The 17,112-nt window shown below is 35.3% G+C and carries 17 protein-coding genes; 15 read left to right on the top strand and 2 right to left on the bottom strand.

Going from position 1 to position 17,112, the window contains the following annotated elements; genetic code table 11:
- Positions 1–7 precede the first annotated feature (7 nt).
- From SB717_RS25185 to manA, 8 genes are all read left to right on the top strand, one after another.
- Complete coding sequence (locus SB717_RS25185; RefSeq protein ID WP_098590819.1) at positions 8–469, top strand: PTS sugar transporter subunit IIA; 462 nt, start codon at positions 8–10, stop codon at positions 467–469.
- 74 nt (positions 470–543) lie between these two features.
- Complete coding sequence (locus SB717_RS25190) at positions 544–861, top strand: PTS fructose transporter subunit IIB (protein WP_197226404.1); 318 nt, start codon at positions 544–546, stop codon at positions 859–861.
- A gap of 25 nt (positions 862–886) precedes the next feature.
- Positions 887–1,978 (top strand): PTS fructose transporter subunit IIC, encoded by a 1,092-nt coding sequence (locus tag SB717_RS25195; RefSeq protein WP_098590821.1) that lies wholly within the window; start codon positions 887–889, stop codon positions 1,976–1,978.
- Between the two features lie 16 nt (positions 1,979–1,994).
- Positions 1,995–2,852: a class II fructose-bisphosphate aldolase gene (locus tag SB717_RS25200; protein WP_197226402.1), complete on the top strand. Its 858-nt coding sequence runs from the start codon at positions 1,995–1,997 to the stop codon at positions 2,850–2,852.
- A 23-nt stretch (positions 2,853–2,875) separates the two neighbouring features.
- Complete coding sequence (locus SB717_RS25205; RefSeq protein WP_197226400.1) at positions 2,876–3,784, top strand: ketose-bisphosphate aldolase; 909 nt, start codon at positions 2,876–2,878, stop codon at positions 3,782–3,784.
- Complete coding sequence (locus SB717_RS25210) at positions 3,747–4,259, top strand: D-lyxose/D-mannose family sugar isomerase (RefSeq protein WP_410905197.1); 513 nt, start codon at positions 3,747–3,749, stop codon at positions 4,257–4,259. The genes SB717_RS25205 and SB717_RS25210 overlap by 38 nt, the downstream gene beginning before the upstream one ends.
- Before the next feature lie 172 nt (positions 4,260–4,431).
- Positions 4,432–5,325, top strand: a complete 894-nt coding sequence (locus SB717_RS25215; RefSeq protein WP_206704346.1) for an ROK family protein — start codon at positions 4,432–4,434, stop codon at positions 5,323–5,325.
- Between the two features lie 21 nt (positions 5,326–5,346).
- Positions 5,347–6,294, top strand: a complete 948-nt coding sequence (gene manA, locus SB717_RS25220; protein WP_197226398.1) for a mannose-6-phosphate isomerase, class I — start codon at positions 5,347–5,349, stop codon at positions 6,292–6,294.
- Positions 6,295–7,239: 945 nt separating this feature from the next.
- Here manA and SB717_RS25225 read toward each other — a convergent pair.
- Positions 7,240–8,145 carry a helix-turn-helix domain-containing protein gene (locus SB717_RS25225; RefSeq protein ID WP_197226396.1) on the bottom strand — a complete coding sequence of 302 codons (906 nt, stop codon included), beginning with the start codon at positions 8,143–8,145 and terminating at the stop codon, positions 7,240–7,242.
- 357 nt (positions 8,146–8,502) lie between these two features.
- Between SB717_RS25225 and SB717_RS25230 the strand changes: the two genes are divergently transcribed.
- The 6 genes from SB717_RS25230 to SB717_RS25255 all read left to right on the top strand — a co-directional run bounded on the left by SB717_RS25230 (position 8,503) and on the right by SB717_RS25255 (position 15,006).
- A complete protein-coding gene (locus SB717_RS25230) occupies positions 8,503–10,161 on the top strand; it encodes a glycoside hydrolase family 43 protein (RefSeq protein WP_410905261.1) in 1,659 nt (552 codons plus the stop codon).
- 21 nt (positions 10,162–10,182) lie between these two features.
- The gene (locus SB717_RS25235; RefSeq protein ID WP_410905199.1) at positions 10,183–11,472 is read left to right on the top strand and encodes an MFS transporter; all 1,290 of its coding nucleotides are present in this window, start codon (positions 10,183–10,185) and stop codon (positions 11,470–11,472) included.
- A gap of 470 nt (positions 11,473–11,942) precedes the next feature.
- Positions 11,943–12,398 carry a MarR family winged helix-turn-helix transcriptional regulator gene (locus SB717_RS25240; protein WP_410905201.1) on the top strand — a complete coding sequence of 152 codons (456 nt, stop codon included), beginning with the start codon at positions 11,943–11,945 and terminating at the stop codon, positions 12,396–12,398.
- A gap of 78 nt (positions 12,399–12,476) precedes the next feature.
- On the top strand, positions 12,477–13,232 hold the full coding sequence (locus SB717_RS25245) for an SDR family NAD(P)-dependent oxidoreductase (RefSeq protein WP_410905203.1): 756 nt from the start codon (positions 12,477–12,479) through the stop codon (positions 13,230–13,232).
- A 30-nt stretch (positions 13,233–13,262) separates the two neighbouring features.
- Positions 13,263–14,024, top strand: a complete 762-nt coding sequence (locus SB717_RS25250; protein WP_410905205.1) for an SDR family oxidoreductase — start codon at positions 13,263–13,265, stop codon at positions 14,022–14,024.
- Positions 14,025–14,139: 115 nt separating this feature from the next.
- Complete coding sequence (locus SB717_RS25255; protein WP_410905207.1) at positions 14,140–15,006, top strand: SDR family oxidoreductase; 867 nt, start codon at positions 14,140–14,142, stop codon at positions 15,004–15,006.
- Between the two features lie 329 nt (positions 15,007–15,335).
- Here SB717_RS25255 and SB717_RS25260 read toward each other — a convergent pair whose 3' ends face one another.
- Complete coding sequence (locus tag SB717_RS25260; protein ID WP_410905209.1) at positions 15,336–15,884, bottom strand: TetR/AcrR family transcriptional regulator; 549 nt, start codon at positions 15,882–15,884, stop codon at positions 15,336–15,338.
- Positions 15,885–16,102: 218 nt separating this feature from the next.
- Here SB717_RS25260 and SB717_RS25265 point away from each other — a divergent pair, with 218 nt between their 5' ends.
- Complete coding sequence (locus tag SB717_RS25265) at positions 16,103–16,858, top strand: carboxymuconolactone decarboxylase family protein (protein ID WP_410905211.1); 756 nt, start codon at positions 16,103–16,105, stop codon at positions 16,856–16,858.
- The last annotated feature ends 254 nt before the right edge of the window (positions 16,859–17,112 follow it).

Here is a 17,112-nt window from a genome sequence, read left to right on the forward strand (position 1 = left end):
ATTTCTCATGGATATTATTAAAATTATCAATGAAAATCGAATTGATCTACATCTAAAAGCAAAAACAAAAGATGAAGCATTATGGGAACTTGCACAGCTACTAGAAAACGATGGTGCACTAGCCTCAAAAGAAGAATTCATTAAAGATGTGTATTTAAGAGAGGAAGCTGGACCAACTGGATTAGAAAACCATATTGCTATTCCCCATGGAAAATCGGCAGCTGTATTAAAGACATCGTTGGCTATTGGACGCACTAAAAATGAGATTGATTGGGAAACTTTAGATGGAAAACCTGTTCACTGTATTATTTTGTTTGCCGTTAGGCTAGTTGATCAGACTACTACACATGTCAAACTACTGTCCCAAGTAGCTGGTGCGCTTGCTGATGAAGATACGGTTAACTTTTTATTGACTGAGAAGGATCCAACTAAAATTATTAATCTGTTTGATCAACGTCAAAGTGCTTAGCCACTATAAAGTGAATCTCTGGTTTTAAGCATCCAAATTCTATATATTCTAAACAATAAATGGGGGTCTTATTTATGAGAATTGTTGGTGTTGCTGCATGCACGGCGGGAATTGCTCACACTTATATTGCCAAGGAAAAATTAATAAAGGGAGCTAAAGCACGTGGTCATGAAGTGAAAGTGGAAACTCAAGGAACAATTGGAACAGAGGATGAATTGACATCTGAAGAAATTGCTGTGGCAGATGTTGTAATCCTGGCAACTGATATTAAAATCGGTGGAGAAGATAGATTTAAGGGCAAACGGATTGTTAGAGTCAAAACAGAAACCGTTATTAAATCACCGATTAAATTTATTGAAAAAGTGGAGCAATCATTGAATATTGCTAACTAAGTCACCTTAATGTGGAGGGGGAAACATGAGCGCTAAAAAGAAAAATGTAGGTTCAACAATAAAAAAACATTTGTTGACTGGTATTTCTTATATGATACCTCTAATCGTTGCAGCTGGTCTTTGTATTGCACTAGGACAAATTTTAGGTGGTCCGAATGTTGGAAAAGAAACTGGCTCTATTCCATATATGATTAATCAAATTGGTGGCTGGGGGATGAGTCTAATAGTCCCTCTTATCTGCGCAGCCATTGCTTATTCAATCTCAGATCGACCCGGTATTGCCCCAGGGCTGATTATCGGTTTTGTCTGTACACAGATTAATGCGGGCTTTATCGGTGGTATGGTGGGAGGCTTTTTGGTTGGCTATGTTGTTCTAGGGATTAAAAAGTACGTAAAATTACCAAAATCTATGCAAGGATTAATGCCAATTCTAGTTATTCCAGTATTAACGACATTAATTTGTGGATTAAGTATGTTTCTCTTTATCGGGCAACCAATAGTATGGTTACAAAATGGCCTAACACACATGCTTGAATCTATGCAAGGTGGATCAAAATTTGCTATGGGAGCTATTTTGGGAACTATGGCAACCTTTGATTTCGGTGGACCAGTTAATAAAACAATGTCTTTGTTTGCGGATGGAATGTTGGTTAACGGAATTTATGGACCGGAAGCTGTGAAATTTGTAGGTTCAATTATTCCTCCATTTGGTATCACAATTTCTTATTTATTGACCAAAAATAAATATACAAAATCAGAAAAAGAAGCGTTAAAAGCAGCATTTCCAATGGGTATCTGTATGATTACAGAAGGTGTGATTCCCATTGCGGCAAGAGATTTAGTACGCGTCGTTTGCTCTTGTGTGATTGGTTCAGCTATTGCTGGAGGTCTTATTATGGCGTGGGGAGTGGAAGCCCCAGTGCCTCATGGTGGATTATTTGTAGTCCCATTGTTTACGCATCCATGGCTTTTCTGTCTGGCACTGTTCATTGGATCTGTCATTTGTGGTGTTACGTTATCATTGATGAAAAAGGCGGTAACTGAGGTCGATGAAGAATTCGATGACACTGAAGATACTAATGTATCATATGATGATATTGTGTTTACAGTAGAGTAATAGGGGTGATAGTCTCATGTATGTTTCAATGAAAAAAATGCTAGAAGATGCAAACGTAGGTTATTATGCAATTTTAGCTATTAATTGTTTTAATCTTGAGACAGCAAGAGCAGCAATATCAGCAGCAGAAGATACTAAGGCGCCTATTATTCTCAATGTTGTTCAAGAACATATGGTTACACATGCTAAGGCAGAGCTTATAGTACCTTTGGTTAAAACATTGGCAGAACAATCTAGTATACCAGTCGCATTAAATCTTGATCATGGAAAGGATTTTAAATTAATTGCTTCGGCATTTAGACATGGTTTTTCATCTTTAATGATTGATGCATCAGATTATCCATATGAAGAAAATGTTCGTAAAACAAAAGAAGTAGTTAAAATGGCTTCTACAACCAATTTAAGTGTTGAAGGTGAGCTTGGACATGTTGGAGATGCTAACTACTATAATTCGGAATCATTCCGAAAATTATTTACCAACTTGAATGAAACAGCATCTTTTTTTGAAGAGACTGGTATTGATGCCCTAGCCATTTCATTTGGGACTGCCCATGGGCTGTATAAGGACGATGTGATACCAAATCTTGATTTTGACTTACTAAAGGAAATTAAGCAGAAAACTAACAAACCACTGGTACTTCATGGTGGAAGTGGTGCAGGTGATGACAATATTAGAAAAGCTGTCAATTACGGCATTAATAAAATTAATATCGGTGCAGATATATTCAAAGCCGGGAAAAAATGTTTAATTAATTTGTTAACAACAGACCCAGAATTAGATTTATTTGATTTACTGATGAACATGGAAAAGGCGTGTAAAGAGGCAATATTACATTATATTAATTTATCAGGATCCGCAGGAAAAGCTAATTAAAACTAAAGGGGATGTATCTAATTATGTTGATAACAATGAAAGAGTTACTTAGAGTAGCAAAAGAAAATAAATTTGCAGTAGGAGCATTTAATGTTGCAGACAGTTCTTTTTTAAGAGCTGTCGTTGAAGAAGCAGAAAATTTAAATTCACCTGCTATAATTGCTATTCATCCTACTGAAGTAGACTTCTTAACTGATGAATTTTTCTCTTATGTAAAGCACCGTGCTTATGTAAGTAAAGTACCATTTGTACTTCATTTAGACCATGGAGGATCAGTTAAAGATGTAATGAGAGCAATTAACTGTGGCTTTACTTCGGTAATGATTGATGGATCAATGTTACCCTACGAAGAAAATGTACAATTGACTAAAAAAGCAGTTGAAATTGCCCATGCAGTAGGAGTTTCTGTGGAGGGAGAACTTGGTACTATTGGTCAAACAGGAAACTCGATTGAAGGAGGAGTTTCAACAGTTACTTACACGGATCCACTTCAAGCAGAAGACTTTGTAAAACGAACAGGTGTTGATACATTAGCTGTCGCAATTGGTACAGCTCATGGTATATATCCAAAAGATGTAAAACCAGAATTACAAATGGACATCTTGAAAGAAATAAATGACCTTGTTGAAGTTCCATTAGTACTTCATGGTGGATCTGCTAATCCAGATAGTGAAATTGTTCAATCTATAAAATTAGGAGTAAGTAAAATTAATATTTCTAGTGATATGAAATTTGCCTATTTTAAAAAGGCTCGTGAAATTTTAAGTACTACAGAGTTATGGGATCCAAATGTAATTTATCCAGATTGTATTATAGAAGCTCGAAAGGTTATTAATTATAAAATGCGTCTCTTTAATTCTGATGGAAAGGCAGATTTATATGGAGGAGCAAGATATGAACAACGTCAAATTCCAAGTGCTAACTTATCTTGATAAGGCAGGTATAGTTTTAAATGAAGAAGAAAAAGAAACTATAGAAATAACGGATTTTGGTTTAGCAAACCTTTATGAAGAAGGACTGCAACTAGTAGTCTATATAAATAATGAACGATATTGTGCTAAAGAACTGATTATGCTGCCAAATCAAACTTGCCCTGAGCATCGCCATCCTCGGAGAAGTAATGGTCAAGATGGGAAACAAGAAACATTCAGGTGCCGATTTGGAATAGTATACCTTTATATAGAAGGAAACGAAGAGACCCAAATCTCAGTAGAGCCTCCAGCAAATCATGCTGAATATTATACGGCTAGAAAAGAAATTATTCTTTATCCAGGTGACCAATACACTATTCCGGCTGATACAAATCATTGGTTTAAAGCTGGACCTGAAGGAGCTGTTATATCAGAATTCTCATCAAGTAGTGATGACAGTAGTGATATATTCACAAACTCACATATCGTTAGATAATGTTAAAAATGGCATCAAGTCTTTTCTTAAACTTGATGCCATTAATTTTTCTAATTAAATCTATAAAAAATTAATCCCTAAAATAATTTTATAAATATTCATATTTGGTCAGTAACGACAACAATTATTCCTAATTGTATCTTCACTATAAATAAAATTTGGGAGGCTTAGTATGATTTTTGGTGCAATTGAAGCAGGAGGAACAAAGTTTGTATGCGCTGTGGGTGATAATAATGGACAAATTTTTGAAAAAGTCCAATTTCCTACAACTACACCCGAGGAGACGATGGAGCAAGTCATTGAATTCTTTAGTCGATTTAATTTAAGAGCCATAGGCTTAGGATCATTCGGTCCTTGTGACGTGAATTTTGAAAGCATTACCTATGGGCATATTACTTCAACACCCAAGCTCAGTTGGAGAGGTTATCCTATTTTAAAGACACTTGAAGAATCATTTAATATACCAATAGGGTTTAGTACAGATGTGAATGCTGCAGCTTTAGGAGAAGTAACATTTGGAGCTGCGAAAGGTCTTGATAGTTGTTTATATATTACGGTAGGAACAGGTATAGGCGCGGGAGCTGTGTTAGGAGGAGAACTTCTTCAAGGGCTTTCACATCCTGAGATGGGCCATGTTATTGTTAGACGTCATTCAAATGATACTTATCCAGGGAAATGTCCTTATCATAGAGATTGTCTTGAAGGACTTGCTGCAGGGCCTGCTATTGAAGAAAGATGGGAAAAAACAGGGAGTGAATTAGTAAATCGTCCAGAAGTATGGGAGCTGGAATCTCACTATCTTGCACAAGCTTTGGTACACTATATTCTTATTTTGTCACCCAAGAAAATTATTTTGGGTGGAGGAGTGATGAAGCAAAAACAGTTGTTTCCTCTCATTTATAGAGATGTAAAGAAGCTGTTAAATAAATACATCGAAATTCCGCAACTTTCTGATGAAATAGAAAAATACATTGTTCCTGTAGGGTTAGGGGACCTTGCGGGAATCACAGGAGCCTTACTTCTAGGGAGAAAAGCTTACGAGACACAACCGGAAAAACAAAAATGAAAGAACAAAGGGGGTATTATAATGGTGCAGCCATTGTTTTTAAAGCCAGTTTTTCAGGAGAGAATTTGGGGGGGGAAGGGATTAGAAAATAAATTTGCATACAAAATTCCTCATAATAGAACAGGTGAATGTTGGGCAATTTCAGCACATTTAAATGGACCGTCTATTGTTGAAAATGGTCCGTTTTCCGGAAAGACCTTAAATGAGGTTTGGAGGAATCACCCAGAAGTTTTTGGTTACTCTGGAGGAGTTACTTTTCCACTTTTAACAAAAATTTTAGATGCTAATCAAGATCTGTCTGTACAGGTACATCCCGATGACGCTTATGCAAATCTATATGAAAACGGGGAGTTAGGTAAAACGGAGTGTTGGTATATCATCGATTGTAAGGAAGGGGCTGAGGTGATATACGGTCATAATGCTAAAACAAAAGAAGGGTTCACTAAAATGATTGAAAATAAGGATTGGGATAAGTTACTTCGTCGAATTAAGGTGAAACCGGGTGACTTCTTCTATGTGCCTAGTGGCACGATTCATGCCCTATGTGAAGGAACAATTGTACTTGAAACACAACAAAGTTCTGATACTACATATCGCGTTTATGATTATGAAAGAAGAGATAAGAATGGAAAAAAGCGTGAATTACATCTTAAAAAGGCTATAGATGTTACGACAGTTCCTCATATAGATGTAGATAATAAACCCTTTGTAACAAAATATAAAGATTTACTAATTACTACTTTTGTAGAAAATAAATTTTTCTCTGTTTATAAATGGGGAATAAATGGGAAAGCAACTTTAACAATGGATAAACCTTTTATGTTGTGTAGTGTAATAGACGGAAACGGAACTCTTAGGGGAGAAGAAGGAGAATATTCGTTTTATAAAGGTAGCCACTTTATCCTTCCTGCAAAAACAAGAAATTTTGAGATAAGTGGAAACTGCGAATTGATTGTTTCACATTTATAAACTAATAAGATTATTCATATCCAAACACCTCATCCTCTTATTTTTAGATAATGTGTAGAGATGCTAACATATCATAGCTTCTATAAACTTGTCACTTAATAAGGTTAGGTGGGGAAAAGGAAGAGGAACTCCTGTTTTTTTAGGGGATAATTATACTGAGATTTACTCTATGACGAAATGAACTCCGTTGAAGTTTGATTATGAGTCATGGAGTAAAATTCAACCCTAAATTGTTTTAAAAATATGTATGTAGATTTTAAATTTAGCCTAAACTAATAAAGTATTTCCCAATTGCCTGAGTTTAAAAAAGCCTCTGCTCCCGTTGAGCAAAGGCTACTTTTTTTGACAAATTTCTTCTATAAAATATGTCATTTTGAAGAGAGTTTTGTGTAAGTAAAATGAGTCGCTCGAAAAAGATCCATCCTTTTAGAGCGACTCATTTTTATCATTCTTTATAAAGACAGTTAACCAATTTGTCGTCAATAAGAGTAAATGATAAAACTTTAATTTTTATAAAAGAATTTATTCATTTACTCCTCTTTATGAAATACGTTCATTTTGTATTTTTAATCTCATCAATCTTATTAAAAATACATTAAATATAAATACTTATAAATTTTCTTTTGATTACCATGATTATAAAAATTTATTAAAAGGGAAGTAGAAGATAGAGTGGTATATGATAAGAAGCGTCATTTGTCACCATTAAGCATAATTACGAGAATCTACATTACTAAAAGACTAAAAGTTAATTTTTAGATTTACTTTAACAAATAACGAAAGGAGTATGGAAAGCTCAAAAAGAGTGAACTTTCCATACTCCTTTTCTCTATTGTTTATTGCTACAATCTTTTTTAGAAAAAGGAATTACACCTATTCTAAAAGAAAGAGCTAATTTCCAGTATACGAAGTTATGGGTCATTGTTAAACATTAGAAAAATTCATTTATGAAAGAGAATTTTTTCGGAATTCTGTAGGACTTAAACCAGTCCACCTTTTAAATTGTCTACTAAAATGAGAAAGGTTTTTATAACCAAGGCGACTCGCAATTTCATTTATAGAAATGTCTGGTTGTTGAATTAAGATTTTAGCTTCCTGTAATTTTAGGTCGGAAAGATATTTCCTTGGAGACATATGGTATACCCTTTGGAAAATCTCTAATCCATAATTTGGACTTATACCTAGTGAAGCAATAATCGGTTGTATATGAACGTTATTATCAGTTTCCTCCTTATCTAAACCTAAATCTAAATATAAATAACTTTTTTTAAAGTTAGATCTTATAGCATCTGCAATTGCTTTTGCATACTTTGTAGTGGTTATAGATTGCTGCAATTGTTTTCTTTGGTTTTGTGAGATGATGTCAGAAAAAATTTCTAATAATTCAAATAAAACAATTTGCACTCTAAGTTTATACTTTATGGAATTATATTCTGTGAGATCTAACATGTTGATCCATTTATTAATTGTTTCTCTTAACCTTTGATAAAAAGGAGAAGAAGTTGTATAGATTAAGTCGCAGTTTTTCAACATTTCCATACGTAAAGAAGGCTCGTCTATATCGAAATGAGCACAAAAATAAGTCATCCCATCATTAGATATACATCGATTGGTATGATAAAAACCTGGAGGTATAAGGATAAGATCACCTTTATTCAGGAAATAAGTTTCCTTTTCAAGGATAGTTTCTTGACTACCTTCTAAGACAAATAATATCTCAAAAGCATGATGAAATTCTGCTGATGCAGACCAATCCTTAGAAACCGTCTGCATATGTGCACCAAAAAAGCGTATATTCCAATCAATAAATGGAAGTAGTTGGGCATTATTAAATTCGATAGTGTTTTCCATTTTTTAACTCCTTTGATTTGGGTAAATTTAACCTTGATAATACAATCGCTTTTTAAAGAAGATTAATCTTATAATAGAAACAGATTCAAGAAAACGCTTTCGTTTTTAGTTAGAATGTTGAAATATCAGTATTAGTTGGGATAGTAAACTTATTATAATAAATTAAGAAAGCGTTATCAAATATTGTTTCATCATTGTTTTTTTATCTATGTAAAATTATAAAAGGGTAAATGTAGAAAATAGCTATTGGAAGTAGGAATTATTCTAAAGGAAAATTCGAGTCAGCTAAAACAGAACGCCTTACTCGTACAAGGAATCAGGTTTAAAGAAATGTTAGTAAAGAAAGGAATTAGAGAAATGACAATAATTAAAAATCCTATTATTCCTGGAATGGCGCCAGATCCATCAATTATTCGGGTCAATGAGATATATTATATTGCAACATCCACTTTTCATTGGAACCCCGGTATACAAATTTTTAAATCTACGGATTTAGCAAATTGGGAGCTAATTAGTTACGGATTAAAAAACGATGAAGTTAATTTACGTGGTACAAATACACCAGCAGGTATCTGGGCGCCACACTTATCCTATGATTCTATCAAAAATAGATACTGGTTAGCATTTTCTAACATGGTAAATATGGCAGGGCGTGAATTTAACGCAGATTCGTATGCAATGTGGGCAGAAGATATAAATGGACCTTGGTCAGATCTAATTTATATTACATCAATAGGTTTCGACCCAGCTATTTTTCATGATGAGGATGGAAAGCATTACATCTCCATACTTGAATGGGAAACACGTCAAGGGCATCAAGCACCTGGACATATTGTAATTGCCGAGTTTGATTTAGATAATGGGGGGATTATTGGAAAGTGGCACCGAGTAACACAAGGGTTTACCAGTCGTGGATGTGCTGAAGCACCACAAATATATAAATATAACGGGTATTACTATCTTATTATAGCTGCTGGTGGAACAGGATATGCACATGGTGTAGAAATTGGACGTTCGGAGAGTATTTTTGGGCCATATGAACCGCATCCATCAGGAGAACCGATTATTACCTCTTCACCGCGACATCTATTTTCACTTGGTGATCCAGATGCGGGGCATTTTGAGATGTATAATCCAAATTCACCAATGCAAAAAGCAGGCCATGGTTCATTAGTTCAAACACAAACGGGCGAATGGTATATTGCTCACCTAATGTCACGCCCAATTGAAGGAACTCTCTTAAATCCATTAGGACGAGAAACGTCTATTCAAAAAATGAAGTGGACGGAGGACGGTTGGCTAGAAATGAAAGATGGATCAAATCTAGCAAAGATGGAAGTTGAGGGTATGGACGGAGTTAAAATATCCACTAGATTATCTCATGATGTATTTGATAATTTTAATAACGAAAAATATAGCATACATTTTATGACTCCTTATCGAAATCAAGATGTTGATTGGGTGAATACGATTGAACGTTCAGGATATTTACGTATTCACGGCGAGAACTCGTTCTTTTCGCAAATAAATCCGGCTATTATAGCAACAAGTGCGACATCATTTAATTATGAACTTCAAACTAAAGTCGAATTTTATCCAGATCATTACTCAGAAACTGCGGGTATGGGACTTTACTATGATTCAAATAATTGGATTTATGCTCACTTAACTCATTCAGAATCATGTGGTGGCACAGTTTTAAGTTTACTACAGGCTAAATTAGGAGAACGCATCGAATTTGTTCATAATAATATTGCAATACCTGAAGGTGTAGTTGAGTTGAAGCTTGTCTACAATTCAGGTATTGCAGATATCTTCTATCGTTTGGATGATAATATGAATTGGCAAGTATTTGTAGATAATATCGATGTTCTTTATTTGTCTGATGAAGGCGTTAATGGGGAACCAGGTGAAATTGGTGGATTTACAGGATTGTTTAATTTTATAGGCTCGGTTGATTCTCATCAGCATGACTCATTTGCAGATTTTGATTACTATTCAGTAAAAAATTATTAGTTTCCAGAGAGGAAGTTTTACATGAATACTATGCCACTAAAAAACACAACCGAAACAACTGAAACAACTAATTTCCACAAAAATACTATATCACTAAAACGTTTAGTGCCAGGATTAATTATCGGACCAGCCTCCTGGCTTGGACCCTATATTGCAACTTCAAGTTTATTTTTACCGGCTTTGATTCAGCATTTGGATGCTGATAACAAAATTACATTAGTAGCATTATTTTCCTCAGTAGGGATGATTACCGCGGCCCTTTCTAATATGATTGCTGGCTATCTTTCTGACCGTACAAAGTCTCGTTTTGGAAAACGCACGCCTTGGCTAGTTTCCGGAGCATTTGTATTTATGTTAGCAATGATTTTTGCCTCAATGAGTACGACTATTCCTTTATTGTTAACAAGTTGGGCGCTAGGACAAGTTGCTTTGAACTTCATTGTAGCACCAATGGTTGCTTGGTTAGATTTAGCACCTGAAAATGGTAAAGGAACAGCTTCATCTGCTTATGGTGGTTTAGGCATGGCGCTCGGCAACAATGCTTTTACAATTTTAGCAGCTATTTTTTTAGGGCAATACCGTTTGGGTTTTATCATTTTTGGCATTATAACATTCGTAGGAACATTGATTGCAGCATTTATTGTCCGGGAACCATCAAACTTGGACGAGAATATATCAATATCAACAAAAAAGGGGAAATTTTCTGCAAAAGAAGTATTGAAAGTTTTTCCAAAGTGGTCTATTGGTCGTGATTACTATTTAGCTTTAATAGGAAAAATTTTTCAAGGAGTTGGAAACTTTGCTGTTACAGGTTATTTATTATATATAATGACAGATTTTCTACACAAGGATACATCTGCTACACAACAGTCTATACAATTAATTAATATAATTATGTTAATATTTGGTGTTATCATGGGGGTTATTGCTGGGCCGATTTCAGATAAGCTCAAAATATTAAAATTACCAGTAGGTTTATCTACTATTTTAGTAGGAATTGGCGCACTAAGCATTTTCTTTTTACAAAATAATATGGGTATGATTATTTATGCTTTTATGGCTGGTTTTGGAATGGGTATATGGAATTCTTTAGATAACCTTTTGAATTTAAAAGTTATTCCTGATAAGGAACGCGTTGGTTTTTTCTTAGGAATTTACAATTTAGGGAATACTACAACTCAAGCTATTGCCCCGATTATCGCAGCATTTATGATTTCGGCATTAGGGTTTTCATCAATTTTTATAATGTCCTTTGCTTTCTCCATAATCGGAGGAATATTGATTCTTTCAATTAAATCTGTATCTAGGTAATTTGTGTATACTGCTTTTTAAAGAAAGTACATTTCTTTTGAGAGATGAATGCATCGTAGCAAAATTCTTGTCTTTATTGCAATCGACAGACATAAAAGCTTATATTAGTTTTGTAACACCATCTCTTAATGTATACATTTTTAGTTACCATAATGTACTTTATAAGCACCAAAAAGGGCCTAAATCATTTAGAAATAGGCTCTTTTTGGCTTGAATATATAAATTCTTTTACTTCTACGATTGAGAGATCTAATTGATAAGCTTCCTTCATAAGACTTATCAATTCCCAATCAAGCCTACTATATTCTTCTTTTAACATTCACGCATTTCTCAATATAATAGCTACGTTAACTTTCGTGCAAATTTTGTGCATATAAATGTCAAGTTTTAATAATAGTATTACTTGATTTATTACAAGCTATATCCTACAATATAAAAGTCAACTAATTGACTAAATTGGTGGTGAAACAATGAAAAATAAAGATGATTTTCAAGTGAACACAGTATTGAATATATTTCGTGCTTCCAACCTCCTTTCACGGATAGGTGGCAAACTAACTGTAAAGGTTGGGTTGACCAGCGTCCAACAATGGATTCTACTCGGCGCGATTTCCAAGAAAGAGGGATTATCACTCAAAGAATTACGTGAAGATACTTTGGTGACAAAACAGAACATATCTAGTATGGTTGATCGTTTACGCCAAGCAGGCTATGTAACAACTTATGAAGACTTATCCGATCGGCGTATCACACGAGTGAAATTGACAGAGCAGGGGAAACTAATATTGGAAGCTCTTAAACCACTAACCAATGCCAGTAATGACCGAACATTTGAGGTATTTGAACCCGAAGAATTAGTGCTGTTTGCTTCGCTGATAGAACGACTGGTTACACATCTTAGTCAACAAATAGATAGACCTGAATAAGGTCTTTTTTTTACCCGATTGGTCAATTAGTTGACTAATTTAAATTCCGATTTAATAAAATTAGAAGGAGTGATTTTCTTGGAACAGGATTCTATGAAAAAGGTTGTTTTGATTACCGGAGGAGGTCGAGGAATTGGTGCTGAAGCATCAATGATTTTAGCCAAAAGGGGATATCGGGTAGCCGTAAATTATGTTTCTAACGCCCATCGTGCAAAGGAAGTTGTACAAGAAATTCTAAAATACGGTGGAGAAGCAATCGCTGTTAGGGCGGATGTTCGTCAGCCAAATGAAGTAGATCAGATGGTGAAAGAGATCTACTCTAAATGGGGTTCAATTGATGCTTTGGTTAATAATGCAAATATGTCATTTGCTGCAAAACCCTTCCAAGAAATGAATTGGGAGGAATTTTCACAGAAATTGAATGATGAAATGAAAGCAGCCTTTACCATGACGAAAGCAATCACACCTATGATGATTAAGAATGAATATGGACGTATCGTATATGTAGCAAGTGGATTGGCAAAAAATCCAAGTCCTAAAATGATTGCACATGGAACTGCAAAGGCTGGACTCGTTCAGTTTGCTAAGTACGTTGCACAGGAGTTGGGGCCTAATGGAATAACGGTTAATGTGATTGCACCCGGTTTGGTTGATACAGAGGCTACTGCCGATCAACCAGCAGAATTTCGTGAACAAATGGCTTCATTGACACCAATTGGGAGGATTGCAAATCCTGAAGATGTCGCAAGGGCAATTGCGATGTATGTAAGTGATGATTGTCAGTTTATCACGGGTGCTTACGTACCAGTCAATGGCGGAATAGCCATGGATTAAGCAGTACTTAATTTTAGGAGGAGATTTTCGATGAAACTTTCAGGAAATACAATACTCATTACGGGTGGCAGTGCAGGCATTGGACTTGCTTTTGCAGAACGCTTTATCAATACCGGAAATACAGTCATCGTTTGTGGACGACGTGAAAGTGTCCTTCGGGAAGTCAAGGGGAAGTTCCCAAATCTCATTACGCACGTCAGTGATATTGGACTTGAATCCGACCGTTTAGAATTGTTTGATTGGGTAACAACGAACTATCCAAACGTCAATGTATTAGTGAACAATGCAGGGATTCAACAACGTTTTCATGTGTTAAAGGCAAATGCGAAAGAGAATTGGAGCAATTACAACAAGGAAATCATGGTCAATGTTGAAGCTCCAATTCATCTATCCATGCTATTCGCCCCATTTTTTGCTGAAAAGGAAGATGCGGCCATTGTGAATGTGACGTCCGGCTTGGCTTTCACACCGTTAGCGATTGCTCCCATCTATTCGGCGACCAAAGCAGCTTTACACTCATTTACAATGAGTCTCAGACACCAACTGGATAATACATCCGTAGAAGTTATTGAAGTGGTGCCAACGATAGTGAACACTGATTTGGGTGGATCAGGTCTGCATACCCATGGAGAGCCTGTAGATGCATTCGCGAATGGAATTTTCCAAGGATTTGAAGAGGGAAGACAGGAAATTGGCTATGGCTATTCCCTGAATCAATTACGCATGTCACGTGACGAAATCGACGCGCAAGTAGAAAAAATGTATCAAGCGATGAGAGGCACTATTGAATAATTCTTGAGCGTGAATTCGGAAGTATTTGTTGTTATGAAATTGTTTTGTTTATTACAGAATAAAAGTCCATATTACTAGTTGGAAGATCGTTTTTATAGAAAGGGATGATATTATTATGATACTTATAACTGGAGCAAATGGGCAAACTGGTCGTGCAATAATTAAGGCTTTATTATCTAAAGGAGAGCGAATAAGGGCTTTTGTTCATACAACTGAACAAATTCAGGAAATTAAATCCTTAGGTCAGATGGAAGTAGTGGCAGGAGATATGTTGGATGAAAAGGCTGTAAATGAAGCATTTATTGGAGTTAGTACTGTATACCACATTTGTCCTGCTGTAAATCCTCATGAAGTTGAGATAGGGCAAATGATAATAAAAGCTGCTCGCTTGGCCAAAGTTGAGCATTTCGTATACCATTCAGTATTGCATTCCGTACTTCAAGATATGCCACATCATCAGAAAAAACTCATGGTAGAGGAGCTTTTGGTAGATTCAGGAATCCCATATACTATTATTCAGCCAGCAGTATTTATGCAGAATATACTCATGTCTTGGAAGTTACTTAGTGAAAAAGGTATATTTCAACAAAAATTTTTTACTACTCAAGAAACTCGCATATGTATGATTGACTTAGAAGACTTAGCCGAGGCGGCTTCTATAATTCTCACGAGTCCAGGTCATATAGGGGCTACATATGAACTTTGTGGACCTGAAAATTTATCTTTGTCTGATATGATAGCAGCTATGGAACAGAATTTTGGTCGTGAAATCAAAGTTGAAACGCCTCAAGATGCAATGTTCGCTGCACAATTAAAAAAGCTTGGAGTAGGAGACTATCAAGTAAATACACTTTTAAAGATGTTCCAACATTATAATGAACATGGATTTATCGGTAATCCAAATATTTTAACATGGATATTAGGTCGAAAGCCAAATAATTTTTCATCCTTCATTCTTAGAGCATTGAAAAGTAAAATATAATAGTTGTTAATTAGAATCCTATAAGAGTTATCGTCAAGAGTTTTTATATTTAAGATGTTCAAAACCATGTTTAGTACTAAAAATGGAAATTGGACGGTTGTTAAGGACAATTCCTCAAAAGTTACCTTTTACAGAGACAGTTGTAATGGGATACAAGGAACGCTAGGCAAAGTTAAGAAGGGTGCTAACAATAGTACACCCCCTTTGCTGACAAATGAATAATAATTGAAGTGCACTCTTATCAAGTAGTCCTTAATGAAAAATAAATGACCTGAGTCCCAATCTATACAGGACTCAGGTCATTTATTTTTTTTGGAAACGGTAATAAATTATTCTAGATTCCGATCTAACAATATTCCAGTCTGCTCGGCTATTACATCGGTTGGAACATGCATGCCATTCTTAAACCACCATTCCACTGCGCCTACGACAGCTGAGGAAAAGAAATGAAGAACAACCTCTTCGCTTAACCCTTGATTTTTCCCTTCGGTTGTATCAACTTCAGGTTTAGTCTCTTGAACGACTAACTCGAGAAAACGACTACGAAAATAATGGGCACCTTTACTCTCTAACATCGTCGAAAAGAATAAATAATGATGCTCAAAGTATTCGTACCAAATATAATTTCCTTCTTGATAAGTCATATCAGATGCCGATTGACATAGTTCTCTGAGGTTATCCATATGTTCTTCAATCATCTTATCCAATAAATCATATTTATCCATGTAATGAAGATAGATGGTTCCTCGATTAACATTTGCTCTATCAGCAATATCCTGAATGGTAATGTCGTCAAAACGTTTTTCGGTCATTAATTCAGTAACTGCTTTTTTTATAGCCTCTTGACTTTTGGTTATTCTTCTATCTACTTTAGCCATTTTAAAAACCCCTAATCTTTTAAAGATAATCAACAATTTTAATTGATTTGTTGAGTAATCAACGAATTGCATTCAATTAACGATTGAAAGCATTTTGTTTACTTTTATAATTATAAACAACTGTTGATTAATCAATCAATATTGATTTTTAACAGGCATTAAGTTCAACTAGCTCGAGAATAATAGAAGTATATTAAGGTCAACAGGAGGAAAATTTTATGAAACGTATTGAAAAAAGCAAAGAAAAGTTCAGACAGCTATTTGGCGATGGAGTTCCTGCTACATACACTACCGATCCTGGTTTTCAGGACATTCTGAGCCATTTTATTTTTGGGGAAGTTTTTTATCAAGGTAATCTCGATGACAAACAGCGTGAGTTAATCACCCTGGTAGTTCTTGCTACTAACCAGACATTGCCTCAATTAAAAGCACATGTTAGTGCTGCATTGAATGTGGGGTTAACACCTGTAGAAATTAAAGAAGCTGTTTATCAGTGTGCTCCGTACATTGGATTCCCGAAAACGTTAAATGCTATCAATGAAGTTAATGAGGTTTTCAAAGCAAAAAATATCGCTTTACCGATTGAAAGTCAAAAGACTGTAGATGAAGATAATCGTTTTCAAAAAGGTCTTGCAACTCAAGTAGAGATTTTTGGAGATGTCATTAAAAAAATGCAGGAGAGTGCTCCATCAAATCAAAAGCATATGCAGGAATATCTTTCTGCTTTTTGCTTCGGAGATTTCTACACTCGTGGCGGACTTGATTTGAAAACACGAGAGTTGTTAACATTCTGCATCATCAGTGCGCTCGGTGGTGCTGAAGGTCAAGTGAAGGCACATGTGCAGGGTAACAAAAATGTAGGCAATGACAAGGAAACTTTGATCACCGCCATCACTCACTGTCTACCATATATGGGCTTTCCTAGAACACTTAACGCATTAGCATGTGTCAATGAAATTATTCCTGAAAATTAAGAGTGAATAGGCTATTTATAAAGCCACACAGGTGACTTTCCTTAAACAAAGGGAAGAACTCGCTGACTATGCTCTTAAGGAGTTTGGGAAAATAGATGCATTAGTAATAATGCCGGAATCATGCTCCAAAAAACAGTTAGTTTGTGCACTTAGCAATGCCCCCGGGAGAAACTGTCTGATTCGAACCTGTCGATGATGAATAGTTTAATAACTTATAAAACTAATTAGTTCTATAAGTTGGATTTGAATTGTCA

The sequence above is a fragment of the Priestia sp. SIMBA_032 genome, from assembly GCF_046535215.1.
Classification (GTDB): domain Bacteria; phylum Bacillota; class Bacilli; order Bacillales; family Bacillaceae_H; genus Priestia; species Priestia aryabhattai.

Excerpts from the sequence above, each read along its gene's own strand:
- SB717_RS25240 (WP_410905201.1), top strand. The coding sequence starts at position 11,943 with ATGAAAAATAAAGATGATTTTCAAGTGAACACAGTATTGAATATATTT.
- SB717_RS25265 (WP_410905211.1), top strand. The coding sequence starts at position 16,103 with ATGAAACGTATTGAAAAAAGCAAAGAAAAGTTCAGACAGCTATTTGGC.
- SB717_RS25205 (WP_197226400.1), top strand. The coding sequence starts at position 2,876 with ATGTTGATAACAATGAAAGAGTTACTTAGAGTAGCAAAAGAAAATAAA.
- SB717_RS25235 (WP_410905199.1), top strand. The coding sequence starts at position 10,183 with ATGAATACTATGCCACTAAAAAACACAACCGAAACAACTGAAACAACT.
- SB717_RS25210 (WP_410905197.1), top strand. The coding sequence starts at position 3,747 with ATGAACAACGTCAAATTCCAAGTGCTAACTTATCTTGATAAGGCAGGT.
- SB717_RS25195 (WP_098590821.1), top strand. The coding sequence starts at position 887 with ATGAGCGCTAAAAAGAAAAATGTAGGTTCAACAATAAAAAAACATTTG.
- SB717_RS25250 (WP_410905205.1), top strand. The coding sequence starts at position 13,263 with ATGAAACTTTCAGGAAATACAATACTCATTACGGGTGGCAGTGCAGGC.
- SB717_RS25190 (WP_197226404.1), top strand. The coding sequence starts at position 544 with ATGAGAATTGTTGGTGTTGCTGCATGCACGGCGGGAATTGCTCACACT.
- SB717_RS25260 (WP_410905209.1), bottom strand. The coding sequence starts at position 15,884 with ATGGCTAAAGTAGATAGAAGAATAACCAAAAGTCAAGAGGCTATAAAA.
- SB717_RS25225 (WP_197226396.1), bottom strand. The coding sequence starts at position 8,145 with ATGGAAAACACTATCGAATTTAATAATGCCCAACTACTTCCATTTATT.
- SB717_RS25215 (WP_206704346.1), top strand. The coding sequence starts at position 4,432 with ATGATTTTTGGTGCAATTGAAGCAGGAGGAACAAAGTTTGTATGCGCT.
- manA (WP_197226398.1), top strand. The coding sequence starts at position 5,347 with ATGGTGCAGCCATTGTTTTTAAAGCCAGTTTTTCAGGAGAGAATTTGG.
- SB717_RS25255 (WP_410905207.1), top strand. The coding sequence starts at position 14,140 with ATGATACTTATAACTGGAGCAAATGGGCAAACTGGTCGTGCAATAATT.
- SB717_RS25200 (WP_197226402.1), top strand. The coding sequence starts at position 1,995 with ATGTATGTTTCAATGAAAAAAATGCTAGAAGATGCAAACGTAGGTTAT.
- SB717_RS25230 (WP_410905261.1), top strand. The coding sequence starts at position 8,503 with ATGACAATAATTAAAAATCCTATTATTCCTGGAATGGCGCCAGATCCA.
- SB717_RS25185 (WP_098590819.1), top strand. The coding sequence starts at position 8 with ATGGATATTATTAAAATTATCAATGAAAATCGAATTGATCTACATCTA.